The organism is Streptomyces sp. NPDC004126 (genome assembly GCF_050275515.1).
Classification (GTDB): Bacteria; Actinomycetota; Actinomycetes; order Streptomycetales; family Streptomycetaceae; genus Streptomyces.
Genome location: NZ_JBNNPF010000045.1, coordinates 1 through 15635, shown reverse-complemented (window position 1 = coordinate 15635; position 15635 = coordinate 1). Strand labels below are relative to the sequence as shown.

Here is a 15635-nt window from a genome sequence, read left to right as displayed (position 1 = left end):
AGGAGTTATCGCCCCATGGATGCTGTGACCCAGGTCCCCGCGCCGGTCAACGAGCCGGTCCACTCGTACGCCCCCGGCAGTGCCGAGCGTGCGCGCCTCGAGATCCAGCTGAAGCAGCTGTCCGAGAACCCGATCGACCTCCCGATGACGATCAACGGCGTCAAGCGGATGGGCGGCGGCGAGCGCTTCGACGTCGTCCAGCCCCACGACCACAAGTCGGTCATCGGCACGTACGCCAACGCCACCCAGGCCGACGCCCAGGAGGCCGTCGACGCCGCCCTGGCCGCCGCCCCGGCCTGGCGCGCCATGTCCTTCGACGACCGCGCCGCGATCATCCTGCGCGCCGCCGAGCTGCTGGCCGGCCCGTGGCGCGAGAAGCTGGCCGCCTCCACGATGCTGGGCCAGTCCAAGACCGCGCAGCAGGCCGAGATCGACACCCCCTGCGAGCTCGTCGACTTCTGGCGCTTCAACGTCCACTTCGCCCGCCAGATCCTGGCCGAGCAGCCCGCCGCGAACAGCGCCGGCGTGTGGAACCGCAGCGACCACCGCCCGCTGGAGGGCTTCGTCTACGCGATCACGCCGTTCAACTTCACGGCCATCGCCGGCAACCTGCCGACCGCCCCCGCCCTGATGGGCAACGTGGTCGTGTGGAAGCCGTCCCCGACGCAGACCCACTCCGCGGTCCTCCTCATGGAGCTCCTGGAGGCGGCCGGCCTGCCCAAGGGCGTCATCAACCTGGTGACGGGCGACGGCATCGCGGTCTCCGAGGTGGCCCTGAACCACCCCGAGCTGGCCGGCATCCACTTCACCGGCTCGACCAAGACCTTCCAGTACCTGTGGAAGACGGTCGGCAACAACATCGAGAACTACCGCTCGTACCCGCGCCTGGTCGGCGAGACGGGCGGCAAGGACTTCGTCGTCGCGCACCCGTCCGCGGACCGCGCGATCCTGAAGACCGCCCTGACCCGCGGCTCCTTCGAGTTCCAGGGCCAGAAGTGCTCGGCCTCCTCCCGCGCCTACGTCCCGGCCTCCATCTGGAACGACGGCTTCAAGGAGCAGTTCGCGGCCGAGGTCGACGGCATCACCATGGGTGACGTCCGCGACCTGGGCAACTTCATCGGCGCGGTCATCGACGAGCGCTCCTTCGCGAAGAACAAGGCCGCGATCGACCGCGCGAAGGCCGACCCGACCTGCACGATCGTCGCCGGCGGCACGTACGACGACTCGGAGGGCTACTTCGTCCGCCCGACCGTCATCGAGTGCACCGACCCGGAGAACGAGGTCTTCACGACCGAGTACTTCGGCCCGATCCTCGCGATCCACGTGTACGACGACGCCGACTACGACGCGATGCTGGCCCAGATGGAGAACGTCTCGGCCTACGCCCTGACCGGCGCCGTCATCGCCCAGGACCGCTACGCGGCCGCCGACACGATGGAGAAGCTCCGCTTCGCGGCGGGCAACTTCTACATCAACGACAAGTCGACCGGCGCCGTCGTCGGCCAGCAGCCCTTCGGCGGCGGCCGCGCCTCGGGCACCAACGACAAGGCGGGGGCGGCGTCCAACCTGCTCCGCTGGACCTCGACCCGCTCCATCAAGGAGACCCTGGTCCCGCCGACCGAGTACGGCTACCCGCACATGGGCTGATCCGGCCCCCAGCTGAACCCCGCCCCCGCTCCGGTACCCCCAAGTCCGGAGCGGGGGCGGTCCCATTTCCCCTATGGGGAACCCAAACGCTGCTAATCTGCTGCCAGTTGTCGCGTACGGCGACCCGCCTCCGCGTCCTCGGGCCCCGGCATGCCCGAGGGGAGCCAAGCTCTCTCACGAGACCCCGTACGAGCGGTATCAGGGGATTCATGCGGTACGTCGGACCTTCACGTCGCCGAGCCGGGCGGGGCGCAGGAGGAGACGTATGCCCGGAACCAGCCGGAACAGGGATCGTGTCGCGGAGCTGTGCAGCGAAGCCACCGGAGTCTCGTTTCGCACCACGCGGCGATGGGCCGCCGAAGGCCTGATCACCCGCCGCCAGCCCGTGCCCGACGCGGCGGACCCCGCTCAGCGCGCCTTCGAGGCGCGGATCGCCCTGACCGTGGGCGAAGCCCTCCGCGACAGCCAGCTCGACGGAGCAGTGCTCGGGGTCAAGGCAGCCGTACCCGCACCGGAGGGGCTCACCCTGAAGCTGCATGAGCGCATGGCGCGACGCGTCCTGGGAGCGTTGCTCCCGCGCTACGACGAGGACTACGGCGGTCTGCGCGGAGTGCCGGGCCTGCGTGTCGGAGCCGAGGACGGGCGCCTGGTCCTCCGGGACGTCGTCGGTGGCGGGCGCGTCCGCCTTGAAGGCGCGAACGCGAGTGCACGCCTGCCGCAGGACGGCGACGGCCTGCGGTACGTTGGCCGGTTCGCCACCCGGTCGCTGCACGCGACGGAGCGCGGGGAACTGCCCTACTGGACGGGGACCCCCATGGCCGGCCCGGACCCTCGGTCGAGGGACTACCTGCTCAGCCGGTTGCTGCGGCGGCCCCAGCTGGTCAACCTCACGGCACAGGCACACGGCTGGGTGAACTCGTACTGTCACCAGTACCAGGATCTCGTCCTTGAGTGGTGCTGCGGGCCGACCGCGTCTGCGGTGACGGAGAAACTGATGCGCAGTGGCCTGGACGCCGCCGTGGCGGAAGGCGCAGGGCGCGTAGCCGCTCCGCACCCGCGCATTCCGGGCGTCATCCGCCTCGGGGGCGCAGAGGTCTACGTGCGGTGCCTCCACCTCACGCACACCGAGCTCTCGGGTGACTGGGTCAGCCGAATTGCCGAGTCCATCGAGCGGCGGTACGCCTGATGGCCGCCCTTGCCGTCGTCCTCGCGTTTGCCGCAGTTGCCATCGTTGCCAAAACCACCCGCGACTACCTTATTCTCCGCCAGCTCAGGGCGTTCCTGGCGGACAGCACACCACAAGACAGGATGCAGGTCTGCCTTCTGCTCGCGACCGTGCTGCGCGGGGCCTCGGCGGAGCAGCAGGCGCTGCCGGAGCGCGGCTCGGCGGCCGGATCGCCGACTGCCGAGCCGTGACGGGCGTTCAGACCTCGAAGAGGACCTGGTCCAGGGACTTGCGGATCAGGTCAGGGACCTCGCAGTCGTCGGACGGGTAGCCCACCGGGATGACCGCGAAGGCCTTCTCGTTCTCCGGGCGGTTCAGCACGTGCGCCAGGAAGCGCATCGGGCTCGGGGTGTGGATGAGCGCGGCCAGGCCGGACAGGTGGAGGGCCGACAGGAGCATGCCGACCGCTATGCCGACCGACTCGTCGACGTAGTAGTGCTTGCGCTTCGTGCCGTTCGGGCCGAGCCAGTAGCGCTGCTGGAAGACCACGATCAGGGCCGGCGCGTCCGTGAGGTGGGTCTTGACCGCGTCCGTGCCGATGGGGCGCAGGGCCGCGAGCCACTCGTCGCCGAGGCGGCCGTCGTAGGAGATCTGCTCCTCCTGCTCGGCGGCGGCGCGGATCTGCTGCCGGACGGCCGGGTCCTTGACCAGGACGAAGGTCCACGGCTGCTGGTGCGCACCGGAGGGGGCGGTGGCCGCGCAGGCGATGGCGTCGCGGACGGCCTGCTCCGGGACGGGTTCGGGGGAGAAGTGGCGCACGGTCCGCCGTTCGTCCATCCGGGCCCGCAACTCCGCCGCCCGGGCCAGGGATTCGGGGCCGGGCATGCGCGCGGGACGGTAGGCGACGGGCCGGTAGGGCTGGCCATGGGTGGGGGTCCACTGCTGGGTCTCAGGCGACATGCGCAGATCTTCCAGCGGGGGAACTCCCGAGGCCAGCGGAACGTCATGAACCAATGTCCGTTGTGTACTGACAGGGGGGCTATGACCGTGTCGAACGTCGGTCGATTCGTGGACTGGGAGGGCTGCTTCAACGCCCGCGACCTCGGCGGTCTGGGAGCGCTGCGGCCCGGGGTGCTGATACGGGCGGACAGCCTGGACGGGCTCACCGCCCGGGGCTGGACCACTTTGTCCGGTCACGGGGTGCGGACCGTCATCGACCTGCGCAACGACGGCGAGGCCGAGGTGGACCACGCCCCGCGCCCGGCCGGGCTGACCACCCTGCGGATCCCGCTCGACGGCATCGAGCACCGGGACTTCTGGGACGTGTGGTGGGGCACTCCCGGCTTCGGCACCCCCGCGTATTTCCGGCCTTTCCTGGAGCGCTTCCCCGACCGCGTGGCCTCCGTCGCCCGCGCCGTCGCAGGAGCCCCGCCGGGCGGGGTCGTCTTCCACTGCGGTCTGGGCCGCGACCGTACGGGGATCATCGCGCTCGTCCTGCTGCGGCTGGCCGGGGCGGGCCCGGAGCAGATCGCCGACGACCACGCGCTGAGCGAGCCGCGGGTCCGGGCCCGGTACGCGGCCCGGGGCAGGTCCTACGACGCCACCGAGATCGATGGGTACACGGCCGGCCTCGGCACCACCGTGCACGCCCTCGCCCGGGAGACCGCGGAGTGGCTGGATGCGGACGCCTACTTGCGCGGGGCCGGGCTGACGGCCGCCGAACTGCAGGGGCTGAGGGGCAGACTGGGGGCATGAGCGACGATACGCGGACCCGCCTCGCGCACACCTCCCAGCTCGACGGGGACGCCCTCGCCGCCGTCCGGGAGCTGCTCGACGGGGCCTTCGACGGCGACTTCGGCGACGAGGACTTCGAGCACGCCCTCGGCGGGATGCACGCCCTGGTGTACGAGGACGGCGCGCTCGTCGCGCACGGCAGCCTCGTCCAGCGCCGGGTGCTGCACCAGGGGAGGGCCCTGCGGACCGGTTACGTGGAGGCCGTGGCCGTCCGCGCCGACCGGCGCCGGCGCGGGCTCGGCGCGGCGGTGATGGCCGCGCTGGAGGGCGTGATCGCCCGGGCCTACGTACTGGGCGCCCTCTCCGCGTCCGAGGAGGGGGCGGCCCTGTACGAGAGCCGGGGCTGGAAGCCGTACCCCGGGCAGGTCGGCGTGCTCGGCCCGGCCGGCCCCGAGCGGCTGCCCGAGGAGGAGGGCTCGACCTACGTGTGGACGCCGCCCGGCGGGGTCGCGCCGGTCTCCGCCGGGCGGCTCGACTTCGACTGGCGGGACGGGGACGTGGTGTAGCTAGGAGCCGGAGACGCTGGGGGCGCCCGTCTCGATGTGGCCCGTGTAGCGGCGCGACCAGGTGCCGTCGGCGTCGGCCAGGACCGTGAAGTCGTACCAGCCCTTGCTGTACGCCACCGCGTTGAAGAAGTCCTCGCGCGAGGAGTTCGCCGGCACGGTGTAGGTCCAGGGGCCGTCCGTGCGGTAGGCGTTGGAGCGGATGGTGAAGGTGACCGGGGAGGCGGAGGAGTTCGTCATCTTGAACCAGACGGCCATCTTGCCGGTGCCGGACTCCACCGCGTAGCGGGCGGCCACCTCCAGGTCCTTGCCGGCCTTGGTCGCGTCGCCGATGAAGCGGCGCAGGAACCGGTTCGGGCCGTACATGGAGATGTCGTACTTGCCCGAGCCGGCGCCCAGGCCGATGGAGAACCAGTCCGCCGAGGTGGCACCCGGCTCGACCGTGTACTGCCAGGCGGCCGTGTCCCGGTACTGGTGCGGGTGGATCGAGAAGTGCGCCGCCTGCTTCGCCTGCGGGCCCTCGTTGGTCATCGAGAACCAGGCCAGGATCTTGCCCGTCGGGCCGAACTCGAAGCGGTCCAGGTTGCCGTTCACCTGGTAGGGGAGGGCCCGCGCCGGCCGCGTGCCGGGCTCCTGCGCCGGCTGGGCGTTGTTCTGCGGCACCGGGTTGGGCAGCGGGCCGCAGGTGGACTGGCCGATGACCTTCGCCGTGGACGGCAGGCCCGCCGGGACCCCGTACACCGGGTGCGCGAAGTCGAAGACGCCCGTCAGGTCGCCGGTCACCTTGCGGCGCCAGGCGCTGATGTTCGGGCAGAGGGCGGGCGTGCCGATCGCGGTCGTCCACTTCTCCATGAAGCGCAGCACCGAGGTGTGGTCGAAGACCTCGGAGCTGACCCAGCCGCCCCGCGTCCAGGGGGACATGACGAGCATGGGGACGCGGAAGCCGAGCCCGATCGGGACGCCGTCGATGTACTCGTCCGGGGTGCCGGGCGGGGCGACCGGCGGCGGGACGTGGTCGAAGAAGCCGTCGTTCTCGTCGTAGTTGAGGAAGAGGACGGTGGAGTCGAAGACCTCGGGGTCCGCGGCGAGCGCGCGGTAGACCAGGTCGACGAAGTGCGCACCGTCGCCGGGCGGGGCGTACGGGTGCTCGGAGAAGGCCTCGTTCGCCACCACCCAGGACACCTGGGGCAGGGTCCCGGCGACGACGTCCGCGCGGATCGCGGCGGCGATGTCGTCGGGGGTGGAGCCGGTGGCCTTGGGGACCGAGGCCATGCCCCGGTCCCACAGCGGGTCGCCGGGCCGGGCGTCGGTGAACTTCTTGAAGTAGGCCAGTCCGTTGTCCCCGTAGTTGTCCTGGGCGTTCTGGTAGACCTTCCAGCTCATCCCGGCCCGCTGGAGGGCCTCCGCGTACGACTCCCAGGTCAGGCCGGACTCCTCGCCGCCGTCCTTGCTGCCCGCGTCGATCTTCCCGCTCCACAGGAAGGTGCGGTTGGGGCCGGTGGCGCTGAGGGTGGAGCAGAAGTAGGCGTCGCAGATCGTGTAGTTGTCGGCGAGGCCGTAGTGGAAGGGGATGTCGCCCCGCTCCAGGTAGCCGAGGGTGTGGGTCTTGCCGACGCCGGCGACCCAGTTGTCCATCCGCCCGTTGTTCCAGGCGGCGTGCTGCGAGGTCCAGCTGTGCGGCAGGTCCCCAGTGCACTGGGCCAGGGTCTGGCCGTCGGCCCCGCCGGCCGAGGGGGTGGCGGACAGCTTCCACGGGTACTGGCGGCCGCCCCAGTTCGGCTGGTTGAAGGTGCCCCAGCCGCCGGGGATGTTGCCTGCGGCGCGGTCGCCGAAGCCGCGTACGCCCTTCAGCCTGCCGAAGTAGTGGTCGAAGCTGCGGTTCTCCTGCATCAGGACCACCACGTGCTTCACGTCGGTGATCGTGCCCGTCGCGGCGGCGGCCGCCGCCGTCCCCGGCAGGGCGGTGGGCAGGGCCGCCCCCGCCACGAGCCCGGCGCCGATCCCCACGAAACCCCTGCGGCTGATGGGTGTCACTGGCTGCTCGCCTCCAACTCAAGTGCCCCTCTGGCACATCGACGGCAAGGGTGGCGGCAGCCGCTGCAAAGGTCTACATCCGTGCGGTAAGAACTCGGTGAACATCCGGATGGCCGGATTCAGCTCCCGGTCCGTACGAGCATCTTGCCCGTGTTCTCGCCGTGGAGCATGCCCAGGAAGGCCTCCACCGTGCGGTCGAATCCCTGGACAACGGTGGTGTCCGTGCCGATCCGGCCGCTGCGCAGGTGGGGGACCAGGAAGTCCTCCAGCTCGTCCTGGAGATTGGTGTGGTTTCGAACCAATACGCCTTCCAGGCGCAGCGACTTGTGGACCACCTCGAAGAGGTTGCGGGGCGCGGCGGGGGAGCGGTCCGCGTTGTACATCGAGATCGCGCCGACCCAGGCGATCCGGCCGTACTCGCGCAGGGAGTCGATCGCGCCCTCCAGGTGCTCCCCGCCCACGTTGTCCACGTACACGTCGATGCCGTCCGGCGCGGCCTGCGCCAGCTGCTCGCCGACGGGCCCGTCGTGGTAGTCGAAGGCGGCGTCGAAGCCGAGGGTCCCGGTGAGGTGGGCGACCTTCGCGGCCGAGCCGGCGCTGCCGATGATCCGGCGGGCGCCGAGCAGCCGGGCGATGTGCCCGGTGGCGGTGCCGACCCCGCCGGCGGCGGCGGAGACGAAGAGGTCCTCGCCCTCGCGCAGGGCCGCGGTCCGGGTGAGGGCGGCGTAGGCGGTGAGTCCGGTGCCGCCGAGGACGGACAGGTAGGCCTCCAGCGGGACGCCCTCGTGGCCCCGCAGCCTGCGGGTGCCGTCCGCGCCCAGGGTGACCAGGGAGTGGGTGCGCCAGCCGGCGCGGTGGAAGACCAGGTCGCCCTCCTCCAGGCCCGGGTCGCGGGAGGCGGTCACCCGGCCCACCGTGCGGCCCTCCAGCGGGGCGTTCAGCTCGAAGCCGCCCTCGCCGCCGTCCATCAGCCCGCGGTGGTACGGGTCCACCGACAGCAGGAGGTTCTCCACCAGGGCGGTGCCGGGGGCGGGTTCGGGGACGGGGGAGGAGGCGTACGCGAAGTCGGAGGCGACCGGGAAGCCGGTCGGGCGGGCGATCTGGTGGACGGCGTAGGCGGTGTCGGTGCTCATGGCCATGAACCTAGGAAGGAATCCCGCAGCCGGGCAGGGGGTTGCCCTCATGGAAGCCGCGCATCCATGAACGCCGCTCATACACCGAGGTGGGAACCAGTGACCGAGCTCGCCCCGCAGGAACTCCGGGTCCTGGTCGCCGTCGCCGACACGGGCGGTTTCTCCGCCGCGGCCGCCGTGCTGGGGGTCAGCCAGTCGGCGGTCTCGCACTCGGTGCGCGGCAGCGAGGGCAAGGTCGGCGCGGTGCTCTTCGAGCGCGGCCGCACCGGGGCCTCGCCCACCCCGGCCGGCGAGCGGGCCGTCGCGCTGGGCCGGCGCATCCTGCGGCTGTACGAGGTGCTGGGCGCGGAGGCGCGCGGCGCGGCCCGGGCCCCCGCCGGGCGGGAGGCGGTGGAGGGGGTGCTGCGCGTCGCGGCCTTCCGCAGCGCGGCCCTGCACCTGCTGCCGCCCGCGCTGGAGCGGCTCGCCGCGCTGCACCCCGGCATCCGGCCCGAGGTCAGGGTGGTGCGCGAGATCGGCGCAGGCACGGCGGGGGAGGTGGCCGCGGGCCGGGCGGACCTGGGCATCGCGACGCTGGGCGCGCGGGAGGACGTACCGCCGGGGCTGCTGACCGGGGTGCTCGCGGAGGAGGCGTACGCCCTGGTGCACCCGGCCGGGCACCCGGACCCCAAGGCGCTGCCGCTGCTGGACTGGGACGAGAACTGCGGCTCCTACACCCGGGCCTGGTGGCGGTCCCAGGACTGGATCCCCCGGGCCACCGTGAAGGCGGAGGACGACGCCATGGTGCTGACGATGGTCGGCCGGGGCCTGGGCATGGCGATCATGCCGGAGCTGTCGCTGCGGGAGGCCCCGGACACCGTCGAGATCACCGCCCTGGGGCCCCGGAGGCCGGTGAGGCAGGTGGGATACGTCACCACGGCGGAATTGGCGTCGACTCTCGCTGTCAGGGCTCTGATCAGGGAACTCAGGGCTGCAAGGGCCTGAAAACGGAACCTTCGGAAGGGTCCCTTCGGGGGGTTTCCCGTCTCAGATACTAGGAAGTCCGAGTAATTGCGGAGACATACAGCCGGACCTGTCCTAGCTTTGTAGGAGCCGAACGTCTCGCTGATCCTGCGAATGGCGGTCGAGGGCGCGCGCCCACTGGCAGGCAACCCCTGCGGCGCACCGCCCCCCGCCTCTTCCGGCGCCTTGAAGGAACACCCCTCATCCGTGGCCACGCCACGCCGTGATCCCAAGGAGTCGATCACCATGACCCCCACCACCGCCGCCTCCCGCCGCGTCCGCCACACCTCCCCGGCCGACGCCGACCGCAAGAACGCCGCCGCCGCCCTCCAGCGCGCCCTGGACCGCCGCGACAACGGCGGCTCGACCGGCCACTGACCGGCCTACGGCAGCTCCGCCGCCCAGCCCGCCCGCACCCGGCGCACCGCGCCCGCAGCGGACCCCCGTTGGTCCAAATGCTGGACGCCATATGTCTGAGGGCTGGGACACGGAGTACGGTTCCGACATGTCGACCAGCATCAATCTCGCAGTGATCCCCGGTGATGGCATCGGCCAGGAAGTCGTGGCTCAGGGCCTCAAGGTCCTTACCGCGGTCCTGCCCCAGGATGTGAAGCTGGAGACCAAGGAGTACGACCTCGGCGCCCAGCGCTGGCACCGCACCGGTGAGACCCTCCCGGACGCGGAGCTGGAGGCCCTCAAGCAGCACGACGCGATCCTGCTGGGCGCCATCGGCGACCCGTCGGTCCCGTCGGGCGTCCTGGAGCGCGGCCTGCTGCTGAAGCTCCGCTTCGCCTTCGACCACTTCATCAACCTGCGCCCCTCGAAGCTGTTCCCGAACACGGCCACCCCGCTCGCCGGCCGTCCGGAGATCGACTTCGTCGTGGTCCGCGAGGGCACCGAGGGCCCGTACACCGGCAACGGCGGCAGCCTGCGCACCGGCACCCCCGCCGAGGTCGCCACCGAGGTCAGCATCAACACCGCGTACGGCGTCGAGCGCGTCGTCCGTGACGCGTACGAGCGGGCCAACGCCCGGCCCCGCAAGAAGCTGACGCTCGTCCACAAGAACAACGTCCTCGTGTACGCGGGCCACATGTGGAAGAACATCTTCGACAAGGTCGGCCAGGAGTACCCCGAGGTCACCACCGACTACCTGCACGTCGACGCCGCGACGATCTTCTTCGTCACCCAGCCCGAGCGCTTCGACGTCATCGTCACGGACAACCTCTTCGGCGACATCCTCACCGACCTGGCCGCGGCCGTGACCGGCGGCATCGGCCTGGCCGCCTCCGGGAACATCAACCCGACCGGCGCCTTCCCGTCCATGTTCGAGCCCGTCCACGGCTCGGCGCCCGACATCGCGGGCACCGGCAAGGCCGACCCGACCGCGACGATCCTCTCGGTCGCCCTCCTGCTGCGCCACCTCGGCTACGAGGACCAGGCCGTCCGCATCGAGGACGCCGTCTCGGCCGACCTGGCAGAGCGCGACGGCACCTTCCGCTCCACCGACGCGATCGGCGACGCCCTCGCCGCGCGAGTAGCCGGCTGACCCGGCCGTTCCACCCAGGAAGCCGCCAGGTCACAAAGGGACCTGGCGGCTTCTCCTGCGCGGCCCCCGGTGCCACCATCTCTCCTGGGCCGCTAAAGCCCCGTTTCTCCGAAGCCTGCCCGCGCGCGATAATCGAACGCGAGGCCGCGGAATACGGGGAAGCTCGGACGTCCTAGTACGCATGAGCGCGGTCCGCCATACCCAACCGGTGAAGGACAAGCACTCATGACGACGCCCACGATCGAGCTCAAGCCCTCCTCGAACCCGCTGTCCGACGCGGAGCGCGAGGCGATCCTGGCCAACCCCGGCTTCGGCCGCCACTTCACCGATCACATGGTGACGATCAAGTGGACCGAGGGCCGCGGCTGGCACGACGCCGAGCTGGTCCCGTACGCCCCGCTGGCGATCGACCCCGCGAACATGACCCTGCACTACGCGCAGACGATCTTCGAGGGCCTCAAGGCCTACCGCCAGCCCGACGGCACCGTCGCCACCTTCCGCCCGCGCGCCAACGCCGAGCGCTTCCAGGCGTCCGCCCGCCGCATGGCGATGCCGGAGCTGCCGGCCGACCTCTTCATCGAGGCCTGCGACGCCCTGATCAAGCAGGACCGCGCCTGGGTTCCGGACTCCGGCGAGGCCTCCCTGTACCTGCGCCCGTTCATGTTCGCGTCCGAGGTCGGCCTGGGCGTCCGCCCGGCCAACGAGTTCCTCTTCATGGTCATCGCCTCGCCCGCCGGTGCCTACTTCCCCGGTGGCGTCAAGCCCGTCTCGGTCTGGCTCTCCGAGGAGTACGTCCGCGCCGTCAAGGGCGGCACCGGCGCCGCCAAGACCGGCGGCAACTACGCGGCCTCCCTCGTCGCCCAGGCCCAGGCCGCCTCGCACGGCTGCGACCAGGTCGTCTGGCTGGACGCCGTCGAGCACCGCTGGATCGAGGAGATGGGCGGCATGAACCTGTACTTCGTGTACGGCGACCGCATCGTCACCCCGGAGCTGACCGGCTCGCTCCTCCCCGGCATCACCCGCGACTCCCTCCTGACCATCGCCCGCGACCTCGGCTACACCGCCGAGGAGGGCCGGATCACCACCGAGGACTGGAAGCGCGACAACGAGAACGGCACCCTCACCGAGGTGTTCGCCTGCGGCACCGCCGCGGTCATCACCCCGGTCGGCTCGGTCAAGTCCGAGCGCGCCAACTGGACCCAGGGCGACGGGCAGCCCGGCGAGGTCACCATGAAGCTGCGCAAGGCGCTCCTGGAGCTCCAGACCGGCCACACCGCCGACACCCACGGCTGGATGCACCCGCTCGGCTGAGGGGCATCCCCCGAGACGCCCGAAGGCCCCCGCGCTGCTGCGCGGGGGCCTTCGGCCTTGCGGTGGGGGAGGAGCGTGGTCAGCGCTCCTCGTCCTTCTTGTCTTCCGTCTTCTTGTCGCTGCGCTGGAACTGGCCCTCCGAGCCGGTCAGGGCCGACAGGCCGTCGCCTATCAGGTAGGCCAGGCCGGCCATCCCCTTGACGAACTTCGTCGCCACGTATGCGAGCTCTTCCACGACGTTCTCCCCGTGTCGTACGCGGCGACCCCTGTCCTAGTCGGCCGCCGCCATCACTGCTTCCGCCGCCGGTGCGGCGGCCGGTGCCGCCTTCGGCCGGACGGTCAGCGCGGCGTACACCGCGCCTCCGACCAGCCCCGACAGGATGAAACTACAGTCCACCCCGCCGGTGAGTGCCAGCAGAGGGCCCTCGTACACCGGGGTCGACACGGCCGCCAGTCCCACGACCGCGCCCGCCGCCCAGGAGGCGGTGGCGCGGAGGTTCCAGCCGCCGCTGTACCAGTAGACGCCGCCGCGGGCCCGACGGTTGAACACCTGGAGGGCGTCCGCGTCGTAGACCCCGCGGCAGCGTACGAAGCCGATCAGGGTGATCACGGCCCACGGGGTGCCGATCGCGGTGAGCAGCAGCACGAAGGAGGTCATCGCGGACTGCACGTCCCACTCGAAGGAGCCGAAGAAGACGAACGCGGTGGCCACGGCGGCGGCGATCACGGTGGCCTTCGTGCGGGTGGCCTTCGGGACGATGGCGTCCAGGTCCAGGCCCATGGAGTAGAGCATCAGCCCCGCGTTGCCCACCGAGCCGGCCGCGGCGGCCACCAGCAGCGGGACCAGGTACCAGAAGGGCGAGGCCGCCACGAGCGGCCCGGCGTAGTCGGTGCCGGCGCCGGCGGCGAGGGCGGTGTACGTGCCGAAGAGCTGCGGGACCAGCAGGCCGACCAGCAGCCCGAGACAGGTGGCCCAGAACACCTTGCGGGAGCCGTGGCGGCGCGGGGAGACGTAGCGGGTGTAGTCGCCGAGCAGGGTGATGAACGCGACGGGCCCGCTGAGCCCGGCCGCGACGGCGGCCAGCAGCCAGGTCGGCCAGAAGGAGCCGAGCAGGTACTCCGTGCCCGCCGGGGCGGCGGTGGTGAAGTGGGGGGCGTAGGCGATGACGCCGACGGCCAGCAGGACCACCATGGCGACGGACAGCACCTTGCTCATGCGCAGCAGCAGCCGGTAGCCGAAGACGGCTCCGACGACGGTGAACGCGGCGAGCACGCCGTACATCACGGCCCGGGTGAGGCCGGTGTCGGGCAGTCCGGTGAGCCGGGACAGGGTCCCGGCCATCACGTCGCCGCCGATCCACAGGGTGAGCGCGGTGTAGCCGAGGGCGAGCAGCAGGCCGACCACCGAGCCGACCAGCCGCCCCCGTACGCCGAACTGGGCGCCGCTGGAGGTGGACAGGTTGGTCGCGGTGCGCAGCGACACCAGGGCGAGCGGCGCGGTGAAGGCGATGCCGACCAGAGTGCCGGTCACGATGGCGGTGACGGAGGGCACCAGCCCGAGCCCGAAGGACGGGGGCAGCCAGCCGAAGACGATCACACCGAGGCAGAGGTTGGAGCCGAGGAGGATCGAGATCAGGTCACGGGGACCGCTCGTCCGCTCCTCCTCCGGGATGGTGTCGACTCCGCGCTGTTCGATGGGCATGGGGGGACTCCCTTGGCAGGGCGGGGGGTGGTTGCGCATTCGTTTGAGCGACATTCAATGTGACCTAGGGCCTGGTCCCAGGTCAATGCTTCATTGCGCGGAAATGAAGAGTTAGAGTGATGCTCTAACCCATCGAGTCAAAAGGTGGTGGATCGGCGTGCGGCTGACCCCTACGGAGCGCGACCGGTTGCTGCTGCGCAGCGCCGCGGAACTGGCCAGGGCCCGTCGGGCCCGGGGCCTCAGGCTCAACGTCCCCGAGGCCACCGCGCTGATCGCGGACACGGTCTGCGAGGCGGCGCGCGACGGCAAGCGGCTGGCCGAGGCCATCGAGGAGGCCCGGAGCGTCCTGGGCCCCGACGACGTACTGCCCGGCGTCTCGGACGTGGTCACCGAGGTGCACGTGGAGGCCGTCTTCGACGACGGGTCCCGCCTCGCGGTGGTCTCCGCGCCCATCCAGGGCGCCGTCTCCCTCGGCGCCGACGCCCCCGGCGCGGTCGTCCCCGGCCCCGGCGCGCCGCAGCCCGAACCGCTGCTGCGCCTGCGGGTGCGCAACACCGCGTCCGTGCCGGTCAGCGTCACCTCCCACTTCCACTTCTTCGAGGCGAACCCCCGGCTCGACTTCGACCGCGCCGCCGCCTACGGCATGCGGCTGTGCGTGCCGGCCGGCTCCTCGGTCCGCTTCGACCCGCACGGCGAGGGCGAGGTGGGTCTCGTCCCGATCGGCGGCGAGCGGATCGCCATCGGCTTCGCCGGCCTGGTGGACGGACCCCTGGACGCCCCCGGAGCCAAGGAGCAGGCCCTGGCCCGCGCCGCCGCCTGCGGCTACCTCGGCGCCACCGCGACCACCGCCACCACCGAAGACGACCCGAAGGGAGACCAGGCGTGAGCCGCCAGACCCCCCACACCGACCACAGTGCGCACTGCGCCCCCGGCAGCAGCCGCCACATCGACCCGCACGAGTACGCCTCCGTCTTCGGCCCCCGGGCCGGGGACCGGGTCCGGCTCGGCGACTCGGGGCTGACCGTCCGCGTCGAGTACGACGCCCAGAAGCCCGGCGACGAGTTCCTGGCCGGCTTCGGCAAGACCGCCCGCGACGGCCTGCACCTCAAGGGCGCCGCCGTCCGCGACACCTGCGACGTCGTGATCAGCAACGTCCTCGTCATCGATGCCGTCCTCGGCATCAGGAAGGTGTCCATCGGGATCCGCGAGGGCCGCATCCACGCGATCGGCCGGGCCGGCAACCCCGACACCCTCGACGGGGTCGACGTGGTCGTCGGCACCGGCACCAGCATCGTCTCCGGCGAGGGTCTGATCGCCACCGCCGGCGCCGTGGACACCCACGTCCACCTGCTCTCCCCGCGCATCATGGAGGCCTCCCTCGCCGCCGGTGTCACCACCGTCATCGGCCAGGAGTTCGGGCCTGTCTGGGGCGTCGGGGTCAACTCCCCCTGGGCGCTGAAGCACGCCTTCAACGCGTTCGACGCCTGGCCGGTGAACATCGGCTTCCTGGCGCGCGGTTCCTCCTCGGACGCCGCTCCGCTGGTGGAGGCCCTGGCCGAGGGCGGCGCGTCCGGCTTCAAGGTGCACGAGGACATGGGCGCCCACACCCGGGCCCTGGACACGGCGCTGCGCGTCGCCGAGGAGCACGACGTCCAGGTAGCCCTGCACTCCGACGGCCTCAACGAGTGCCTCTCCGTCGAGGACACCCTCCGCGTCCTGGAAGGCCGCACCATCCACGCCTTCCACATCGAGGGCTGCGGCGGCGGGCACGTGCCCAACGTGCTGAAGATGGCGGGCG

General features: G+C 71.6%; 16 protein-coding genes. 11 read left to right on the top strand and 5 right to left on the bottom strand.

Annotated features, from left to right (window positions below):
- Positions 1–15 precede the first annotated feature (15 nt).
- The 3 genes from pruA to ACQKM2_RS31500 all read left to right on the top strand — a co-directional run bounded on the left by pruA (position 16) and on the right by ACQKM2_RS31500 (position 3063).
- A complete protein-coding gene (pruA, locus tag ACQKM2_RS31510) occupies positions 16–1647 on the top strand; it encodes an L-glutamate gamma-semialdehyde dehydrogenase (protein WP_427715754.1) in 1632 nt (543 codons plus the stop codon).
- A gap of 265 nt (positions 1648–1912) precedes the next feature.
- A complete protein-coding gene (locus ACQKM2_RS31505) occupies positions 1913–2833 on the top strand; it encodes a hypothetical protein (protein ID WP_427715751.1) in 921 nt (306 codons plus the stop codon).
- Complete coding sequence (locus tag ACQKM2_RS31500; RefSeq protein ID WP_427715749.1) at positions 2833–3063, top strand: hypothetical protein; 231 nt, start codon at positions 2833–2835, stop codon at positions 3061–3063. Before ACQKM2_RS31505 ends, ACQKM2_RS31500 begins: the two co-directional genes overlap by 1 nt.
- A 7-nt stretch (positions 3064–3070) precedes the next feature.
- Here the strand turns inward: ACQKM2_RS31500 and ACQKM2_RS31495 are convergent, their stop codons facing one another.
- The gene (locus tag ACQKM2_RS31495) at positions 3071–3772 is read right to left on the bottom strand and encodes a nitroreductase family protein (protein WP_427715747.1); all 702 of its coding nucleotides are present in this window, start codon (positions 3770–3772) and stop codon (positions 3071–3073) included.
- A gap of 81 nt (positions 3773–3853) precedes the next feature.
- Here ACQKM2_RS31495 and ACQKM2_RS31490 point away from each other — a divergent pair, with 81 nt between their 5' ends.
- Positions 3854–4567: a tyrosine-protein phosphatase gene (locus ACQKM2_RS31490; protein ID WP_427715744.1), complete on the top strand. Its 714-nt coding sequence runs from the start codon at positions 3854–3856 to the stop codon at positions 4565–4567.
- Positions 4564–5112: a GNAT family N-acetyltransferase gene (locus ACQKM2_RS31485; protein ID WP_427715742.1), complete on the top strand. Its 549-nt coding sequence runs from the start codon at positions 4564–4566 to the stop codon at positions 5110–5112. Before ACQKM2_RS31490 ends, ACQKM2_RS31485 begins: the two co-directional genes overlap by 4 nt.
- Here ACQKM2_RS31485 and ACQKM2_RS31480 read toward each other — a convergent pair whose 3' ends face one another.
- Together ACQKM2_RS31480 and ACQKM2_RS31475 are read right to left on the bottom strand one after the other, a co-directional pair.
- Positions 5113–7143 carry a phosphocholine-specific phospholipase C gene (locus ACQKM2_RS31480; protein ID WP_427715740.1) on the bottom strand — a complete coding sequence of 677 codons (2031 nt, stop codon included), beginning with the start codon at positions 7141–7143 and terminating at the stop codon, positions 5113–5115. It abuts the gene before it with no gap.
- Positions 7144–7262: 119 nt separating this feature from the next.
- Positions 7263–8276, bottom strand: coding sequence for an NADP-dependent oxidoreductase (locus ACQKM2_RS31475; protein WP_427715737.1), 1014 nt, complete (start codon positions 8274–8276; stop codon positions 7263–7265).
- Between the two features lie 99 nt (positions 8277–8375).
- Between ACQKM2_RS31475 and ACQKM2_RS31470 the strand changes: the two genes are divergently transcribed.
- From ACQKM2_RS31470 to ACQKM2_RS31455, 4 genes are all read left to right on the top strand, one after another.
- Entirely contained in the window at positions 8376–9260 is an 885-nt protein-coding gene (locus ACQKM2_RS31470; RefSeq protein WP_427715734.1) for a LysR family transcriptional regulator, read from the top strand.
- Between the two features lie 264 nt (positions 9261–9524).
- Positions 9525–9656 (top strand): hypothetical protein, encoded by a 132-nt coding sequence (locus ACQKM2_RS31465; protein ID WP_260614121.1) that lies wholly within the window; start codon positions 9525–9527, stop codon positions 9654–9656.
- Between the two features lie 127 nt (positions 9657–9783).
- Positions 9784–10824: a 3-isopropylmalate dehydrogenase gene (locus ACQKM2_RS31460; RefSeq protein WP_427715730.1), complete on the top strand. Its 1041-nt coding sequence runs from the start codon at positions 9784–9786 to the stop codon at positions 10822–10824.
- Between the two features lie 225 nt (positions 10825–11049).
- Positions 11050–12135, top strand: a complete 1086-nt coding sequence (locus ACQKM2_RS31455; RefSeq protein WP_427715727.1) for a branched-chain amino acid aminotransferase — start codon at positions 11050–11052, stop codon at positions 12133–12135.
- A 79-nt stretch (positions 12136–12214) separates the two neighbouring features.
- On the opposite strand, the gene ACQKM2_RS31450 is transcribed toward ACQKM2_RS31455, so the two are convergent.
- Together ACQKM2_RS31450 and ACQKM2_RS31445 are read right to left on the bottom strand one after the other, a co-directional pair.
- Entirely contained in the window at positions 12215–12370 is a 156-nt protein-coding gene (locus ACQKM2_RS31450; protein ID WP_427715724.1) for a hypothetical protein, read from the bottom strand.
- Between the two features lie 36 nt (positions 12371–12406).
- The gene (locus ACQKM2_RS31445; RefSeq protein ID WP_427715722.1) at positions 12407–13837 is read right to left on the bottom strand and encodes a cytosine permease; all 1431 of its coding nucleotides are present in this window, start codon (positions 13835–13837) and stop codon (positions 12407–12409) included.
- Positions 13838–13994: 157 nt separating this feature from the next.
- On the opposite strand from ACQKM2_RS31445, the gene ureA reads away from it, so the two are divergent.
- Together ureA and ACQKM2_RS31435 are read left to right on the top strand one after the other, a co-directional pair.
- Positions 13995–14723: an urease subunit gamma gene (gene ureA / locus ACQKM2_RS31440; RefSeq protein ID WP_427715719.1), complete on the top strand. Its 729-nt coding sequence runs from the start codon at positions 13995–13997 to the stop codon at positions 14721–14723.
- A gap of 59 nt (positions 14724–14782) precedes the next feature.
- Positions 14783–15635, top strand: an 853-nt coding sequence (locus ACQKM2_RS31435; RefSeq protein ID WP_427715846.1) for an urease subunit alpha, incomplete at its 3' end; no start/stop codon positions are given.